This window comes from Pseudomonas sp. LS2P72, assembly GCF_054897865.1.
This window is the reverse complement of sequence record NZ_CM142708.1, coordinates 4,892,447-4,908,941: the sequence shown is the minus strand read 5'-3', so window position 1 is coordinate 4,908,941 and position 16,495 is coordinate 4,892,447. Positions and strand designations below refer to the sequence as shown.

15 protein-coding genes and 1 pseudogene are annotated in these 16,495 nt (G+C 56.0%); 9 read left to right on the top strand and 7 right to left on the bottom strand.

Annotated elements, in window-relative coordinates:
- The first annotated feature begins 132 nt into the window (after nucleotides 1–132).
- The 3 genes from ACYZUA_RS22650 (at nucleotide 133) to queC (ending at nucleotide 3,920) form a co-directional block, all read left to right on the top strand.
- A complete protein-coding gene (locus tag ACYZUA_RS22650; RefSeq protein ID WP_283188697.1) occupies nucleotides 133–801 on the top strand; it encodes a GntR family transcriptional regulator in 669 nt (222 codons plus the stop codon).
- A 931-nt stretch (nucleotides 802–1,732) separates the two neighbouring features.
- A complete protein-coding gene (srmL, locus tag ACYZUA_RS22645) occupies nucleotides 1,733–2,881 on the top strand; it encodes a PheS-related mystery ligase SrmL (protein WP_461960682.1) in 1,149 nt (382 codons plus the stop codon).
- 349 nt (nucleotides 2,882–3,230) lie between these two features.
- Nucleotides 3,231–3,920 (top strand): 7-cyano-7-deazaguanine synthase QueC, encoded by a 690-nt coding sequence (gene queC, locus ACYZUA_RS22640; protein WP_461960681.1) that lies wholly within the window; start codon nucleotides 3,231–3,233, stop codon nucleotides 3,918–3,920.
- 57 nt (nucleotides 3,921–3,977) lie between these two features.
- Here the strand turns inward: queC and ACYZUA_RS22635 are convergent, their stop codons facing one another.
- Both ACYZUA_RS22635 and ACYZUA_RS22630 read right to left on the bottom strand, forming a co-directional pair.
- The gene (locus tag ACYZUA_RS22635) at nucleotides 3,978–4,856 is read right to left on the bottom strand and encodes a queuosine precursor transporter (protein ID WP_461960680.1); all 879 of its coding nucleotides are present in this window, start codon (nucleotides 4,854–4,856) and stop codon (nucleotides 3,978–3,980) included.
- Nucleotides 4,846–5,442, bottom strand: coding sequence for a helix-turn-helix transcriptional regulator (locus ACYZUA_RS22630; RefSeq protein WP_461960679.1), 597 nt, complete (start codon nucleotides 5,440–5,442; stop codon nucleotides 4,846–4,848). The genes ACYZUA_RS22635 and ACYZUA_RS22630 overlap by 11 nt, the downstream gene beginning before the upstream one ends.
- Before the next feature lie 396 nt (nucleotides 5,443–5,838).
- Here ACYZUA_RS22630 and ACYZUA_RS22625 point away from each other — a divergent pair, with 396 nt between their 5' ends.
- From ACYZUA_RS22625 to ACYZUA_RS22605, 5 genes are all read left to right on the top strand, one after another.
- Nucleotides 5,839–6,225 carry a DUF6124 family protein gene (locus ACYZUA_RS22625; protein WP_461960678.1) on the top strand — a complete coding sequence of 129 codons (387 nt, stop codon included), beginning with the start codon at nucleotides 5,839–5,841 and terminating at the stop codon, nucleotides 6,223–6,225.
- 33 nt (nucleotides 6,226–6,258) lie between these two features.
- Nucleotides 6,259–6,507 carry a hypothetical protein gene (locus tag ACYZUA_RS22620; protein WP_461960677.1) on the top strand — a complete coding sequence of 83 codons (249 nt, stop codon included), beginning with the start codon at nucleotides 6,259–6,261 and terminating at the stop codon, nucleotides 6,505–6,507.
- A 297-nt stretch (nucleotides 6,508–6,804) separates the two neighbouring features.
- The gene (locus ACYZUA_RS22615; protein ID WP_033061101.1) at nucleotides 6,805–7,305 is read left to right on the top strand and encodes a sigma-70 family RNA polymerase sigma factor; all 501 of its coding nucleotides are present in this window, start codon (nucleotides 6,805–6,807) and stop codon (nucleotides 7,303–7,305) included.
- 40 nt (nucleotides 7,306–7,345) lie between these two features.
- Nucleotides 7,346–8,329 carry a FecR family protein gene (locus tag ACYZUA_RS22610; protein WP_461960676.1) on the top strand — a complete coding sequence of 328 codons (984 nt, stop codon included), beginning with the start codon at nucleotides 7,346–7,348 and terminating at the stop codon, nucleotides 8,327–8,329.
- A gap of 97 nt (nucleotides 8,330–8,426) precedes the next feature.
- Nucleotides 8,427–10,850 (top strand): TonB-dependent siderophore receptor, encoded by a 2,424-nt coding sequence (locus ACYZUA_RS22605; protein ID WP_461960675.1) that lies wholly within the window; start codon nucleotides 8,427–8,429, stop codon nucleotides 10,848–10,850.
- 87 nt (nucleotides 10,851–10,937) lie between these two features.
- On the opposite strand, the gene ACYZUA_RS22600 is transcribed toward ACYZUA_RS22605, so the two are convergent.
- The 4 genes and pseudogenes from ACYZUA_RS22600 to ACYZUA_RS22585 form a co-directional block, all read right to left on the bottom strand.
- Nucleotides 10,938–12,089 carry an MFS transporter gene (locus tag ACYZUA_RS22600; RefSeq protein ID WP_461960674.1) on the bottom strand — a complete coding sequence of 384 codons (1,152 nt, stop codon included), beginning with the start codon at nucleotides 12,087–12,089 and terminating at the stop codon, nucleotides 10,938–10,940.
- Nucleotides 12,090–12,332: 243 nt separating this feature from the next.
- Entirely contained in the window at nucleotides 12,333–12,989 is a 657-nt protein-coding gene (locus ACYZUA_RS22595) for a carboxymuconolactone decarboxylase family protein (RefSeq protein ID WP_461960673.1), read from the bottom strand.
- 49 nt (nucleotides 12,990–13,038) lie between these two features.
- A pseudogene (locus ACYZUA_RS22590) lies at nucleotides 13,039–13,268 on the bottom strand (carbohydrate-binding module family 20 domain-containing protein).
- 128 nt (nucleotides 13,269–13,396) lie between these two features.
- On the bottom strand, nucleotides 13,397–13,969 hold the full coding sequence (locus tag ACYZUA_RS22585) for an alpha-amylase family glycosyl hydrolase (RefSeq protein ID WP_461960672.1): 573 nt from the start codon (nucleotides 13,967–13,969) through the stop codon (nucleotides 13,397–13,399).
- A 165-nt stretch (nucleotides 13,970–14,134) separates the two neighbouring features.
- Here ACYZUA_RS22585 and ACYZUA_RS22580 point away from each other — a divergent pair, with 165 nt between their 5' ends.
- The gene (locus tag ACYZUA_RS22580; protein WP_461960671.1) at nucleotides 14,135–15,127 is read left to right on the top strand and encodes a diaminopimelate epimerase; all 993 of its coding nucleotides are present in this window, start codon (nucleotides 14,135–14,137) and stop codon (nucleotides 15,125–15,127) included.
- Nucleotides 15,128–15,245: 118 nt separating this feature from the next.
- Here ACYZUA_RS22580 and codA read toward each other — a convergent pair whose 3' ends face one another.
- Complete coding sequence (codA, locus tag ACYZUA_RS22575; protein ID WP_461960670.1) at nucleotides 15,246–16,493, bottom strand: cytosine deaminase; 1,248 nt, start codon at nucleotides 16,491–16,493, stop codon at nucleotides 15,246–15,248.
- Nucleotides 16,494–16,495: the final 2 nt, after the last annotated feature.

Genomic DNA, 16,495 nt, shown 5'->3' with positions numbered 1-16,495 from the left:
CTGCAACTGATTCCCGAACCGCTGTAATGCAAGGTTGAGTCTTACTTATAGGATATAAGACAATGTATTTCAGATTCTTGGCGCACGCCCGACAGGCTGCGCAATAAAAAAGCATCATCCAGGAGTTCGACCGTGCAGATTCAACCGCTGGAACAAGGCAACCTGTCCGCCCGCGCCTACTACGCCATCCGCGAAGGGCTGATTGCCGGCAACTTCAAGCCCGGCGAGCGGTTGGTCATGCAAGACCTGGCCGACAAGCTCGGCACCAGCGTCACCCCGGTCCGCGAAGCCTGCCTGAGGCTGGTCAGCGAACGTGGCCTTGAGTTGCGTTCAGGCCGTTTTGCCATGGTCCCGGAGCTGACCATGAGCCGTTATCTGGAGGTGCGCACCATCCGTATCGCACTGGAAGGCCTGGCTGCGGAACTCGCCACGCGCAACGTGACGCCCGAGGACCTGACGCGGCTGGAAGAACTGCATGCCAGTTTTCAGCAAGCCGACCAGGCCAATGATGGTCCACAAGCGATGCACTTCAACCGTGAATTCCACTTCACGGTCTACCGGTTGGCGGCCATGGACATGCTGACTGCCCAGATCGAAGGGTTGTGGGTGTCAATGGGGCCGATCCTCAATCTGTTCTACACCAAAGGGCATAACACCTACATCGGTGCCGACGAGCATCTGGTGCTGATCGAAGCCCTGCGCGAGAAAAAACCGGCCAAGGCGCGCAAGGCCATCGCCGAAGACATTATGCGAGGGGGCGTCAGCATTATCGGCTTCATTACCGAAAGCGAAGGCAAGTAGTCTTTTCCATCAAGCGATGCCCGCCGCGTTTGCGGCGGGACCCAAGCCATTCCTTTCAGGGGGCCCACTGCCCACCGCTAACCCATCCTGCCCACCCCCGCCAACCACTCTTCCAACACTGACTGTCGCAGGCGTCTTTGCGACAGGTGCTGTGGAACAGGTGTATTAACCAATCGCGGTCCGATTGCTCTGTGCTATCACTAATTAGTTACCAATGGAACTGCTAATGTATTGGGCTTACGCTCACGGCTGGGCTAAGGAAGTCGATGTGGTAGCCGGAAGATCCATCACCAATAGCTAAATGAACCCCACTGATACCTTCATTCATCTGTGAGTTGATTGTAATCAATACTTGGCGCGATAGCCTCGTTTACCCCGATAGCGAACTCGGTCAGCTTAAGTCCGCGAGAACCAGCTGCAAGATCCAAAAGTTTTAAATGTTCCTCGTTTTTCACTTTCAGTGAGGTGATGATATTGTCTTCAACTGATAAGAATGCCCCTTCTTCCGATATGCGATCACTCAGCCATTTTAGTGAGGTTTTAATCCTTCTGGCAATGTCGGGTTAGGTTTTCTCAGTACTGTCAGTATCCCTGCGATTTTCAAAGTTCCGCTAAAAAAAAAGGGGCAAGGTTCTTGTGGGTTCATATGTGCATAATGAACTTCAAAAAATTCTGCCACGGACTGAACAAAGTCGTGTCTATCTCTTCGGCAAGTAGTGCGTATGGCTGTGCGTGAGGGAAAGTCGTGACGCGCTGTTGGAGTTCTCGTAAAGCTCTCTAGGTTGTTTGTGTAAGGTATATCTGTAATCTTGTTCTGAAAATTTAATATTTCCATTTTTTTTGTTGTTGCTGATGATCTGATGTCGTTAGGTTGTTTGTGGGGGTTGTTTTTTGAAAGCTAAATGTTCAACTGTTAAAAGAGGGTTAAATAGTGCATGCATCAAAGAAGTACCTGACAGATACGTCTGTCCATCAAGCCCTGCTACTGGTTGATCTTACCGAGGCGAGCGCTCCCGATCACGCCGTCCGACTATTGTTAAATGAAGTTCTTCAGGGGCTTGCTGAAAAAGGCTGGCCCCAAGCGCAACTTCAGACCGGACCGCGAATTGTGTCCGCTGAAGAAAATTACGGTTTGCTGGGTTATGACCCAGCAGAAGTCACTCTTGGGAGTGAACACACCCGTTGGGTCGATGAGTGTTCCCTTTTGCGTACACAAACCACCAGTCAAATTCCGGCGGCACTTCAGCGTGCAGCTCATGTGCGGCAACCGGGGGAGACGATATTGCTGGCCGCGCCAGGTATCACTTTTCGTCGAGATAGTCGGGACCGTTGGCATTGTGCAGAACCACATCAAATGGATATCTGGGTGCTGGGTGATCCGGAACTGTCGACGCATGACCACTTGTTGCGTCTGGTCAGCGATATCCTCACATCAGCCGTTCCTGACAAGCGTTGGGTCTACAGCGACAGTCCGCATCACTACACGGAGGGCGGAATCGAAGTGAATGTGGTGAATGACGGCTCACCTGTCGAGGTGCTGGAGTGTGGTCGTATTGCTACGTCTTTGTTAGAGCGCTTGAAGATTGATCCGCAGCGTCATGGAGGGCTGGCGCTCGGGATGGGGTTGGATCGACTGACCATGCTGCGCAAGGGAATTCCGGATATTCGCTTGCTACGTGATCAGAACGTACGAGTACAGGCGCAGATGCATGATTTGAATCCCTGGAGCGCTGTATCACGTTTGCCTTCGATTGCTCGCGATATTTCGTTGGCGATAACGCCAGGGTTAAGTGAGGAAGTGTTGACTGAGAGGATGTTACAAGCTGCTGGCGACAACTCTGACTGGATCGAGGAGATGCAGGTCAAGGGACGTTGGGGATTCTCGGATTTACCTGTGCAGGCAATTGAACGCCTCGGACTGCTACCGGGCCAGGAAAATGTGCTTCTGCGCGTTGTACTGCGTGATTGTTCGCGATCAATCACTACCCACGAGGCGAACGCCTTGTATGCGAACATTCAGTCGGCGTTGCATGAAGGTGCGCCGGGGGCGGGTTACAGAATGGATCTTCCAAAGGCTTGAAAACCGCCATTGTCGAATTGCCCAAGTAATCATTGAGACACCGTGTAATCGTTCATCGCGAGCAAGCTCTCTTCCGCGTTAGATCTTCAATGAACACAAATTCTGTGTACGACGCTGATCAAATGTGTGAGCGAGCTTGCTCCGGGCGGCGATCCGACGATAGCGGCAGGTCAGTCAGCGTCAATGCTGAGTGATCAATTGTGTTGGCGCTCGGGAATCCAGCATAGAACTGACACAAACGGAAATCGGAGACGGTCATTTCGGAAACCTCCCACACCCAGAGGTTGAGCTTCCCGGTAGGGTCAACGGCCCCGGCACCCTGCCGAGACACCCCAAGGAAGAACGAACCATGACCAGAAAGGCTGTTATCGTTTTCAGCGGCGGACAAGACTCGACCACCTGCTTGATCCATGCATTGCCGATGTACGATGAAATTCATTGCATTACATTTGATTATGGCCAGCGCCATCGTGGGGAAATCGAAGTGGCGCAACAGCTTTCGAAACAGCTTGGCGTGAAGGTGCACAAGGTATTGGACACTTCATTGTTAAGCGAACTGGCCATTAGCAGTTTGACGCGCGACCACATTCCAATTGCAAAGAGTACGGGGAGCGGCGTGCCTGATACGTTCGTACCTGGCAGGAATATTCTGTTTTTAACGTTGGCTTCTATTTATGCCTATCAAGTGGGCGCGGAAGCTGTCATCACTGGTGTGTGTGAAACAGAGAGCTCTGGTTATCCTGATTGTGGTGATGAGTTTGTTAAGGTGTTGAACAGTGCCATTCACTTGGGCATGGACTATAAGATTCGAATCGAGACACCGCTTATGCAGCTTAATAAAGCTGAGACCTGGGCTTTGGCTGATTATCATGAGCAGCTGGATTTGATTCGTTACCATACATTGACTTGCTACAACGGGATAATTGGGAGTGGATGCGGCGACTGTGATGCTTGTAGTCTTCGTTCAAAAGGATTGAGTGAGTTTTTGGAAAATACAGCAGAGGTTATTCACAGTCTAAAAACTAAATTAGAACTATAGGAAGCAATGCACAATGGGGGAGGGTCGATTAGCAGCTAATTCACACTCCCCTGGGTCTTATGCGGCATTGGCTTCAGATATGTATCTTTTAAATAATGATCTTGCCCCATAGGCCGGCAGAATATTAAAAACAGCAAAACACATTTTTATGGCTATTTGTACATAAACTATATTAAGGATGTCGCTGTTTTGCATGGTTCCATAAAACGCAATAAAGCAAAAGATGAAGCTGTCTATTATTACGGCAAAAAAAGTGCTGAAAAATACTCGCAAGAATAAAAATCTTGAGTTTGTAAGTTTTTTTATTTTGCATAGAAGATAAGAGTTGACGTATTCAGAAAAAAGGAACGAAATGCAGGATGCTGCTAATGCAGATGTTACATGTGTAATCACCTCTCTGTAGGGGTCGTCGAGTTTCCAACCAGTTAAGCCTGGAAGATAGCTGGTGGTGCTCAGCAAAATGATAATAAATGCATTGCTTGCAAAAGCGAATAATATGGCCCGTCTCGCGAGTCTGAGTCCGTAAGATTCATTCAGAATGTCAACAACTAAAAAGGTTAGTGGGTATAGAAAAACACCCGGGGTAACAACGATGTCAAATAGTTTTATGTATATCAGTTTCGTCGAGGCAACATTTGTGAAGATGTAAAGTGCGAAAAGAAGCAGGTTGAGGGCAACGTAAGTCATCCACGACCGTTCATTGCGGTCATTCATTTCGTAGGTGGTTGGCGCGGTTCCGCCAGAGTAATATTTGCGGTATATATCCTTGATTTCCAGCTTGCTTAGGTTGTCTATTACTTCGCTTTTTAATACCTCGCCTATCTTTATTTTTATAACTTTTCCTGTGGAGAGCACCATAATGACGACCAGGTTTTTATTTTTCTCAAAACCCAATAATTTGTATTTGCTGTTCTCCGCTTCATTGTTAATTACCATTAAATCTTTCCTCGATCACTTCTCCAATAATGTAGCTAGTGTCAGTGTCAAAAACGTCAGTGGTGATACGTAGTTTTTTTGTTGTTTTATCGTATGCCAATTTTTCCCCATCACCACTCGATAGACCCTTCTTGACTATCAAGAGATCCCCTGACTCATTCATCCCGCTAATATCATTCTCCAGAAGTACGCCTATTAAATTGCATGCCGTGCCGAAGTAATATGTCAGCGGATGCGTGATGGCCAGCTCACCAATTCTTTTGTCCAAGCTCTCAATCAACAAACACTCTCTAATGACCGGGACTGCAGCGGGATTCATATTCCCTTGTGGTGAGACACTACTCTCTATTGTTTCTTTCTCTTCAAAATCTATTGTCTCTATTTCTTTATAAGACACACCAAAAAAATCCGATATTTTTCGGATCGTAGATTGTTGCACATGGACAACCCTTCCTTCCAAAATGTTATAGATGGTCGTTCTGGTCAATCCGCTAGCATTGCACAACGAAAGCCGAGTCTCTCCACGGCTCTTTATCAGGTATTTGATGTTGTTTTTTAACTTTTCCGTTCTGTCTTTCTTATGCATTAAATATTTACCATTTGCTTGTCGTTGCAATAGATCGCACGTGGGAGCTGATTCGCTTTGAGTGCAGCATCCTACACGCCTGCCACCTAGACAAAAAAGATAATTTTTCTCACGGGTTAAACAGCTGTGGAATATTTTTTATTGCCGCGATTGGGTTCTGGCATTGGATGTCAGACGTTGCCTACTCAAGCTATAGAAGTTTCTTACAGTAACTAGGAAGAGCCAAAAAATATTAATCTGGCGGGAATCATTTAATTACACAGATGTTCATTTATTTGATTAATTAAATGGAATTTTCTGGTAATAAATCTACCGGTCCGCCGTGTATAGCCGTCACCCAATCCTGGTTGAAGGCAAGAGACGGGCGCTTTCTTAAACCTTGCAAGGAGCTCCGGCATGAAAAAGATCACCTCAATCGCAATCGAACCGTCAGACCTTCCGGCCGACGACACCGTCGATTCATCCAGTCCCGCCAAAGTCACCGAACAACTCGTCAGCGTGCCTCTGCGCACTCGCACACTTCCCAAGTCTGCCAACTATTTCTTCGCCGTCGTTCCGGATGTCGACATGGAATCGCTGCTCTGTCACGCCTCTGAAACCCTCGCCTCTCTCAGCGTCATGGCCACCGATCTCGCCCGTGAACTGGAAGGCCCTCGTCGCCATGTCATTGTGGGTATTCAGCAACTGTCTGCGCTGGGCGAATTGCTGGTCAATCGAGCGCTGGACAACCTGGAGCCGCCCCGGGGATCGTCTGAAGGTCGTCCAACTGCCAGCGCTGAATAATCGTGTGCCTTTACCCAATGGAGGTTTTTCATCATGGATCGATACATGCCTATCACTGGCATCGACTGCAACATCCCATCATTGCTGATCGACACTGAAGCGCCACTGGACGTGTTGCATGAAACCGCGGCCTACCGCATTCGTACCGCAACGCAACTGTTGGAGAGCATCGCATTTGGCGAGGGGGTTCACAGTGAGCTGGCGCGGGTGTTGGTGACTTCACTGCGCGATGGCTGTGATTTGATGGATGTCGTCGGACGACGATTGCAGGGGCAGGTTTGAGTGCAGGAAAAAAGGTAGTGCCAATCAATAAGCCGTAACACGATCTGTAGCAGCTGGCGAAGCCTGCGTTCGGCTGCGCAGCAGTCGTGAAATCAGACGATGCGGGGTTTCAGGAAGCCCGCTAACTCAGGTTTTACGACTGCTGCGCAGCCGAACGCAGGCTTCGCCAGCTGCTACGGTCCGTGTCGTTCCTTAACTGATCGGCACCGACGGCCGGCTACTACGGGTCGTTAATCCCATTGCTTCCGGTTAATAGGAAGCATTACTATTCACGCCCCGTCTTCACAGCACACCGCAATGACCCCCAAGCTGCCCCGCAGACACGGCTTTTTCGAGCATTACGAAGAGTTGGTCGGGACCTGGACCCGTCGCCTGAGAAATCGTCAGCAGGCCGAGGACCTGGCCCACGACACCTTCGTGAGAGTGCTTGAGTCCGATTCGGCGACGGTTGCACAACCTCGGGCGTATTTGCATCAGACCGCGCGCAACATTGCGGTGGATGGTTATCGGCGCGAGGATCGGCGGGGCGCCATGGAGTCGGAGGCGGTTGATCACAGCGTGTCGTCGTCCGGCGACCCGGAGCATTTCATGCACGCGATCCAGTTGGCTGACTCCATCGAACGGGCGCTCACCGAGCTGCCGGTCAACTGCCGCAAAGTGTTTGTCTGGCAGAAGATCGAAGGCCTGACCCAGGCCGAAATCGCCGAACGCCTGGGACTGTCCAAGAACATGGTGGAAAAGTATATGATCCGCACGCTGCGGCATCTGCGCGACCGCCTTGACGGATTGCAGCCATGATCGGCGGTGCCTTTTCATCCCCAGCCAAACAGGAACTTCCATGATGGATACTCGTGATTGTGCGTGCGGGCAAACAACGGTTCGCGACGAGGCGGCGCGGTGGTTTGTGCGTTTGCAGGAACCTGCGATCAATGTCGAAGAGTATCGGCATTTCGAAGCCTGGCTGGACGAACACCCTCAGCATCGCGACGAATTCCAGTTGCTCCAGGGCTTGTGGTCGGCGGCGGATTTGCTGCCGGCGGCGCGTCTGCAAGCCTTGTGTGAAACCCCGCCAGTACGCAGCAAGCGCCGCCCACTGGTGCGTTATGCGCTGGCCGCCAGTGTGTTGGCGGTCGCGCTCGGGTTGGGGTTGTTCAGTGGTTTGAATCACCCGGCGATCTACACCGCCGAATTTTCCACGGCCCTGGGCGAGCGACGTCATGTGGCGTTACCGGACGGTTCGGTGATCGACCTGAACAGTCGCAGCCGCGTTCAGGTGCGCTATGAAAACGACCGCCGCAGCATCGAACTGACGCAGGGCGAAGCGATGTTCAGCGTCGAGCATGACACCCGCCGGCCCTTCGTGGTCGAGGCGGGCAGCGGCAAGGTCACGGTCACCGGTACCCGTTTTGATGTGCGCCGCGACACCGCCCAAACCCGGGTCGTGGTGGAGCAGGGCACCGTCAAGGTTCAGGGGCACGCAGCGGCGGACAGCGATTTCATCAGCCTCACTGCCGGTCTCGGCACGCACATCGATGCCGAGGGCAAAGTGGCCGCTGCCTACGCGGTCAACCCTGCCGAGCTGACTGCCTGGCGCAGCGGCAAACTGGTGTTCAACAACGCCAGACTCAGCGACGTCGCCGAGGAAGTCTCGCGCTATCGGGCGAAACCGCTCACCGTCGATAACGACAAAGTGGGCAATCTGCGCCTGACCAGCGTGTTCAAATCCGATAACACCGACGCACTGCTCAAGGCCTTGCCGAGCATTCTGCCGGTGGCCGTGCGCACCCTCGATGACGGCAGTCAGGAAATATTTTCAAAATAAATTCAGGTTTTTTTCGAGTTGATCGTCTTCCTGTCCAACTGCAACTGGTTTGCATTAACAAGCGCACACTCTTGCGATCCACAGGACTACGTTCGACGTGAAAACATCCACCGCTAAAAACAACAAATCACCTTGGTTGCGCCTCGCTCTCGCCCTGGCCGTCAGCACGGCGCTGCCCCAGGCCTTTGCCGCCGACGCGATTCACATCCCGGCGCAACCGCTGGGTCAGGCCCTGAGTGAACTAGGCCAGCAAACCTCGCTGCAGGTGTTCTTCAGCCCTGAGCTGGTCGCCGGCAAACAGGCCCCGGCGGTGGACGGCAACCTTTCGCCAGAAGACGCGCTACGCCAGTTGCTGCAGGGCAGCGGTCTGCAATACCAGATCGACGAAGGTTCGGTCACGTTGATGCCAGCACCGACTTCGGCTGCAAACGGCCCTTTGGAATTGGGCGTGACCGACATCAAAGTGGTGGGTAACTGGCTCGGTGACGCCGATGCCGCCGTGGTGCAGAACCACCCCGGCGCTCGTACGGTGATTCGCCGCGAGGCGATGGTCGAGCAGGGCGCGATGAACGTCGGCGACGTGTTGAAGCGCGTGCCCGGTGTGCAAGTGCAGGACGCCAACGGCACCGGTGGCAGCGATATTTCCCTGAACGTCGGCGTGCGCGGCCTGACTTCGCGCCTGTCGCCACGCTCCACTGTGCTGATCGACGGCGTGCCGGCAGCGTTCGCCCCGTACGGCCAGCCGCAGTTGTCCATGGCCCCGATTTCCTCCGGCAACCTCGACAGCATCGATGTGGTTCGCGGCGCCGGTTCCGTGCGTTACGGGCCACAGAACGTCGGTGGCGTGATCAACTTTGTTACTCGCGCGATTCCGGAAAAAGCCACCGGTGAAATCGGCAGCACTCTGGAAACCTCCCAGCACGGTGGCTGGAAGCACATCGACACGGCGTTTCTCGGCGGCACCGCGGACAACGGCATCGGCATGGCGCTGTTGTACTCGGGCGTGAACGGCAACGGTTACCGTGAACGCAACAACGGCAACGACATCGACGACGTGATCCTCAAGACCCACTGGGCACCCACCGATGTGGACGATTTCAGCCTCAACTTCCACTACTACGACGCCAGCGCCGACATGCCCGGCGGCCTGACCCAGGCACAGTACGACGCCGATCCGTTTCAATCCGACCGCAACAACGACAACTTCAGCGGGCGCCGCAAGGACGTCTCGTTCAAGTGGGCACGGCAGATCGACGACCGCACCCAGGCCGAAGTGCTGACTTACTATTCCGACAGCTTTCGTGGCAGCAACATCGCCGCTCGCGACCAGAAAACCCTCGGCTCGTTCCCGCGTACTTACTACACCTTCGGGATTGAACCGCGGGTCTCCCGTGTGTTTGACGTCGGCCCGACCACCCAGGAAGTCAGTGTCGGTTATCGCTACCTCAAGGAAGGCATGCACGAAGAGGCGAGCCGCCTGGCGCTGGTCAACAACGAGCCGGTCGCGACCAAGAGCTCGGACGGCCATGTCTATCAGGACCGCACCGGTGGCACTGAAGCCAACTCGGTGTACGTCGATAACAAAATCGACGTCGGCAACTGGACCATCACCCCCGGCATCCGCTTTGAACACATCAGCACCGATTGGCACGATCGCCCGGTGCTCGACACCGCCGGCAAACCGGTGCTGGAAAAGAATCGCAGCATCGAAAGCAACGAGCTGCTGCCGGCCCTGAGCGTGATGTATCACGTGTCGGAGGAGTGGAAACTGTTCGCCAACTACGAAACCTCGTTCGGCAGCCTGCAGTATTTCCAGCTCGGCCAGGGTGGCGCGGGTGACGAACCCGCCAATGGCCTGGAACCGGAAAAGGCCAAGACCTACGAGGTCGGCACGCGCTACAACAATGATGTGTGGGGCGGGGAAGTGACGCTGTTCTACATCGACTTCGATAAAGAGCTGCAATACATCAGCAACGATGCGGGCTGGACCAACCTCGGCGCGACCACGCACCAGGGCCTCGAAGCCTCGGTACACTACGACATGGCGGCGCTGGACCCACGGCTGGACGGCCTGACCGCCAATGCCGGCTTCACTTACACCCGCGCCGTTTATGAAGGTGAGATCCCGGGCTTCAAGGGCCGTGACCTGCCGTTCTACTCGCGTCAGGTGGCAACTGCCGGTCTGCGTTACGACATCAACCGCTGGACTTACAACCTCGATGCCTTTGCCCAGTCCAAGCAGCGTTCGCCGGGTGTGGCTGTGAACGCTGATGGCAGCTTCAGCGGCAACTACATCACCGAAGGCACTGCGGACGGCCAGTACGGCGACATTCCGGGGTACGTCACCTGGAACGTGCGCGGTGGTTATGACTTCGGCGCGACGCTGTCGAACCTGAAAGTCGGCGCCGGGGTGAAGAACATCTTCGACAAGCAGTACTTCACCCGTTCCAGCGACAACAACTCGGGGATGTACGTGGGTGCGCCGCGCACGTTCTTTGTGCAGGCCAGCGTCGGGTTCTGATAGACCGAGTTGCCCTCATCGCGGGCAAGCCTTGCTCCTACAGGTCCACGTAAATCCTGTAGGAGCAAGGCTTGCCCGCGATGCTTTTCAGACTTTCAACACCTTCCCACCAATGGCCACCGCCACCAGCAACACCGCCATCAACCCGAAGGCAAAACTCAAACTGCTGCCATGGGCGATAAACCCGATCAGCGCAGGCCCCGCAAGAATCCCGGCATAACCCAGCGTGGTAATGGCCGGTACGGCGACGCTTTCGGGCATCACCGTCTGTTTACCCACTGCGGTGTACAGCACCGGCACAATGTTTGAACAACCGGCCCCCAACAATGCATAACCCACCAGCGCCGCTTCCCAACTCGGGGCGAAGGTCGCCACAAACAGGCCCGCCGCGGCCGTCAACCCGCCGAACACAATCACCCGCGTTGCGCCGAGACGACGCACGATCGAATCACCGGTCAAACGGCCGACGGTCATGGTCAGCGCAAACGCAGCGTAACCCAGCCCCGCATAAGCGGTGTCGATCCCGCGTTCCTGCGCCAGGAACACCGCGCTCCAGTCGAGCGCCGCGCCTTCGGCGAGGAACACGATGAAACACATCCCGCCGATGAACAGCACGATGCCATGGGGAACAGCAAACGCCGGCCCCGAACTTTCGCTGCCGTAAGGCAACAGGTGCGGCGCGGCCTTGGCCAGGGCGATCAGCAGCATCACGATCACCACCAGCGTCGCCCCCAGCGGTGAAACCCCGAAGCCGAGCAGGGCGCTGACGCCCGCCGCACCGACAATCCCGCCCAGGCTGAACAGCCCATGGAAACCCGACATCATGGTCTTGCCGCTGGCCCGTTCGACGATCACCGCTTGCAGGTTCACCGTCGAATCCACCGTGCCCAGGCCTGCGCCGAACATGAACAACGCAGCAATCAACGCCGGAATCGACGTCACCGTCGCCAACAGCGGCAGGGACGCACAGATCAGCAACACCCCGGCGCTCACCACCCGACGACAACCGAAACGCGTGGCCAGAAGCCCCGCCATCGGCATCGCCAGAATCGACCCCACCCCCAGACACAACAGCAGCAAACCGAGCGTCCCTTCATCCAGCCCGGCCCGAGCCTTGGCGTAGGGCACCAGCGGCGCCCACGCGGCGATGCCGAAACCGGCAATGAAAAAAGCGATGCGCGTGGACATCTGCTCCTGGCGTCCGGGAACAAATGCGGTTTGAGTGTTGAGGTTGGTCATATCAATCCTTGGCAAAAAACGTCGCGTACCCAAGGGACAGTGACTCACCCGTGAGGGTTCGATCAGCGTCCGCCCAGGTTCGCGGTCAGGCAGGGTGACATCCTTGCACAGCCTGACCCTCTGCCGCGAGCGCAAGTGCCGCCATTGTGCGGCTGGTCTATGCGAGCTACTTGATAGCTCTGACAGTTTACGGCGTGTTTTTTTTGCGAATAAAACGAAGGCCGGCACTCGAGACGTCGTCGGTCAACGGGCAACATAACGCGTCACCTCGACGACCTGAGTCCCTTCCACCTGAACATGCATAAGCGCCGCAGGAAGGGAATGCTCACCGTCGAAACACTCAATAATCACGGTTTTGGCCGCTGTCGCCTGCACCGAAAGATGGTGTGATTGGCGCAACAGGCGTTTGATCGCGGCACTCAGGGGAACCGGCGAATGGCCCTTGCAAACTTGCTCGCAAAACGCCAGCGCCACTTCACGCGGTGCAGGCGGGGGCGGTGAAACCATTCCTGCTTCATCAAACAGTCGATTGAGCTGGTCGGCCGCGGACACGGCTCTCGGGAAACCGGCGAACGCTGAAGCTTGCAGCAATATTCCCGTCATCTCTCCCGGCGCGAGTCCTGAAGCCAACCCCGTTTTGAAATGCACACTCAAGGGTGGCCCCACCATGCCGGCTGCGACAATTGCGGCGAACGATACCGCTTCGCGCAGACGTGGGTCCAAGTCGGGACGGCCATGTAAGTAACCATAAACAACGCCGACCGCCAGCTCTCCCAGGGCCGGAACCGTTCGAAATAGTGCGTCCAGACGGGCGCCTCCGTCTGGTACCAGGTCGATAAAGGTTTTCCGGCCCTCGCGGTACAGCGTGGGCATGGGAGAGTTTGGGGGTTTGCTGCTCATGTCGAGCCCTCTTTTCAGACCTGCACCACATTGGCTTTTCATGGCCAATCTAAAACGTGCCACGTGTCTCGATGTCGGTGCCGCTGGTGAAGCTGACATTAGAACCCGGCTGCCAGCGCACGGCTCCCGACGAATCGTTACTGCGCTCGATGCATTTCCACTGGATGTCTTGTTTCGCCGGCACGTCAATCGAACCGCTCCATTGGTTCTGCGGGGGGTGTTGATCAATGCCACGGCATGACGAGGATCCCAGGCCCCCAGCTCCAGTGACGAGCCCACCGCATAAACGGTTTTACCGGGAAGGGGCGTGGCGTAGTCGCAAGTGAAGCGAACATTGACGGACAGGTGTTCGGCGGCAATGCTCCAGATCCGGATCTTCCCGTCATCCTAAGTCAGCACGGGATCGGTCAGTCCCGGGGGAAGCTTTGTGAGATCCGAATCCAGGGCAATGACCAGGCTTTTGTTGGCGCCTGTTCCATGAACGAGCCACCCTTATCGCATTCGCCACAATCATGCCGCCACTCATTCCGGCCCCTCGGAAACTGCGGTTCGACTGTCTTGCTGTCATCCATGTGATTGGGTACCACGTCATAGACGACCTTTACCCCTGCGACATTCAACGCGGCAGCGACCTGTTTGAGCTGTGCATCAGTGCCGTAATGGTCGTTTTTGTCAAAGTCCTGCCAGAAGTAACCTTCACCTCCGCCTGAAGTGCCCTTGCGGCTGTCCTCCCAGCTGGAACGATCGCGCCAGGGCGGCGGCATCCAGATGGTGGTGAAACCGTCCCGGCCGATCTGACCGGCCGTGCGAGCAAGTACGGGGTACCACTTTTCGGCGGCGTCGCGACTGGAATTCCAATGAAAGCCCTGCAACAGAATTTCTTCTCCAGTGCCGTTGCGAACGGAGACGGTTTCATCGGCGATAACCGCGCCGGTCAGCGCCAGGGGTATCAGCAGGGGCAGCAGGGACATCCTTTTCATAGTCGTCTTCCGAACGATCAAATCAGGTTTTACTCTGAGCCGGTTTCGAACGACTGTCTGCTGTCATAAGTGACAGGTGTCGGCAATCGTTTCGCGATAAAAAAGAGGGAAGTGTGCGAGTTTATCTTTTGCACAGCACCCAACAGATAAAAAAAGGACCGGTACATGGCGCAGTTCTACGATGCACGCGGCAATATTTATGGCGTGGTGTCTCCCGCAGCGGTGCGTCGCGCCGGTGTCGACTTACCGACAACGGCTGGCCACGCCGCATCGTCCCGGGCAGCCTGGAGTCGGCAAACGGTGGATGCATTCTGCGAATGGCCGTCGCATTCGCGCCCCGTCAATGCCAAGTCGCATCGCTGCGATGGCTTGCTGATCGGGCCGTTTCAAGACTCGCCACCGTTTGACCTGCTGATCGTCAACACTGACGGCACGCTCGCCGAGCGCAGTGGCAACGGGCTGACGATTTTCTCTCAGGCCCTGAGTGAGCAAGGGCGGCTGCCGAGGGACGAGGTTTGTTTGCTCAGGGTTCATCACGACAAGGCTGATGCGGTTTCGCCTGTGGACACTTCGGTGAAACCGGCCGAGGTCGAGGGTGTGAAAGGCTTCTGGCTGGATTTGGGAAAACCCTCGTTCGGGCCTGACGCGGTGGGGGCTAAAGGGGTTAAAAGCGTGCTGTTGAACGGTCGCGACGTCAGCCATGTGCAGCCGTTGTCGGCGCTCGATCCTGCCTGGTCTCGAAGCCAGTTTGTGCGCATCGGCAATCCACATTGTGTGACGCTTTTAGAGAACGCCGACGAATTGCCGGGCAATGAGCAGATGCGCGAGCCGGGATTGTCCGAAGGGCTGACGCGTATCGCCTATGCCATGCCGACCGGGGCAGGCTGGCCGTGCCCGGCGGGGATCAATCTGCAATGGGCGATGCTTGAGTCTGAAGGGCGAGTCGTCGCGCGGGTATTCGAGCGTGGAGAGGGGCCGACGGCGTCGTCGGGCACCAGCGCCAGTGCGGTGGCTTGCGCCGCTTGGCGGGTGGGTTGGGTCAGTGCCGGGGAGGTCAAAGTGGTCATGCCCGGTGGTACGGCGCCGATTTTGTTGGAGGTACAAGACGGTGAGTTGAGTCGGGTCAGGTTATTCGGCACGGCGCGGTTGATGGAGTGATTTTGAGACTGCCATCGCGGGCAAGCCATGCTCCTACAGAACCAGCGTTTCGCGACGAACACCGGTTCTGTAGGAGCATGGCTTGCCCGCGATAGCGTCAGCTTAGTCAACGCAAATCTCAGCTCTGATCGCCGAAGAACTCCACCACCGGCATCTGCCGCTTCATCAATACCTTGCCATCGCGCACCGAATACAGCGGCAGGCCCTGGCTGCGGATCACCTCGTAATCGCTGTCCGCCGACAGAATCAGCAAATTCGCCGGCCGCCCGCGTTCCAGTCCATATCGATCTCCCAAATTCATGGCCTTGGCGCTGTTGTCGGTGACCAGGTCCAGCGCGCTTTGCAGATTGCGGTAACCGAGCATGTGGCAGATGTGCAGGCCGGCTTCGAGCACCCGCAAGATATTGCCGTTGCCCAGCGGGTACCACGGGTCGACGATCGAATCCTGGCCGAAACACACGTTCATCCCGGCTTCGAGCAGCTCGTTGACACGGGTTACGCCACGGCGTTTCGGGAAGTTGTCGAAGCGCCCTTGCAGGTGAATGCTTTCGGTGGGGCAGGAGACAAAACTGATCCCCGAATGCCCAAGCAGGCGGAACAGTTTGGCGCAGTAAGCGTTGTCGTAAGAGCCCATGGCCGTGGTGTGGCTGGCGGTCACTCGCGAACCCATGTCGCGGCTGCGGGCTTCTTCGGCCAGCACTTCCAGAAAACGCGAGTGCGGGTCATCGGTTTCATCGCAATGCACGTCCACCAGGCAACCGGTGCGCTCGGCCAGGTCCATCAAGAACTTCACTGAACTCACGCCTTGATCGCGGGTGTACTCGAAATGCGGAATACCGCCGACCACATCGGCCCCCATGCGGATCGCTTCTTCCATCAGCTCGCGACCGTTGCGGTACGACTCGATGCCTTCCTGCGGGAACGCAACGATCTGCATGTCGATCAGGTGACGGCTTTCCTCGCGCACTTCGAGCATCGCCTTGAGCGCGGTGAGCTGCGGGTCGGTGACGTCGACGTGAGTGCGCACGTGCTGGATGCCGTGGGCGGCGAGGGTCTGGATGGTTTTCTTGGCGCGGGTTTTGGTGTCCTCCTCAGTGATGGTCACCTTGCGCTCGCCCCAGCATTCGATGCCTTCGAACAGCGTGCCGCTCATGTTCCAGCGCGGTTCGCCGGCGGTGAGCGTGGCGTCGAGGTGGATGTGTGGCTCGACGAAGGGCGGCACCACCAGGTTGCCGCCGGCATCCAGATCATCGGCCCCCAGGGTTGGGGCTTCGGTCTGTCGGGCGATGTTGCTGATCAGGCCGTTTTCCAGGTGCAACTCATGCAGGCCATCTTGGTTGCGCAGGCGGGCGTTGATGATGTGCATCA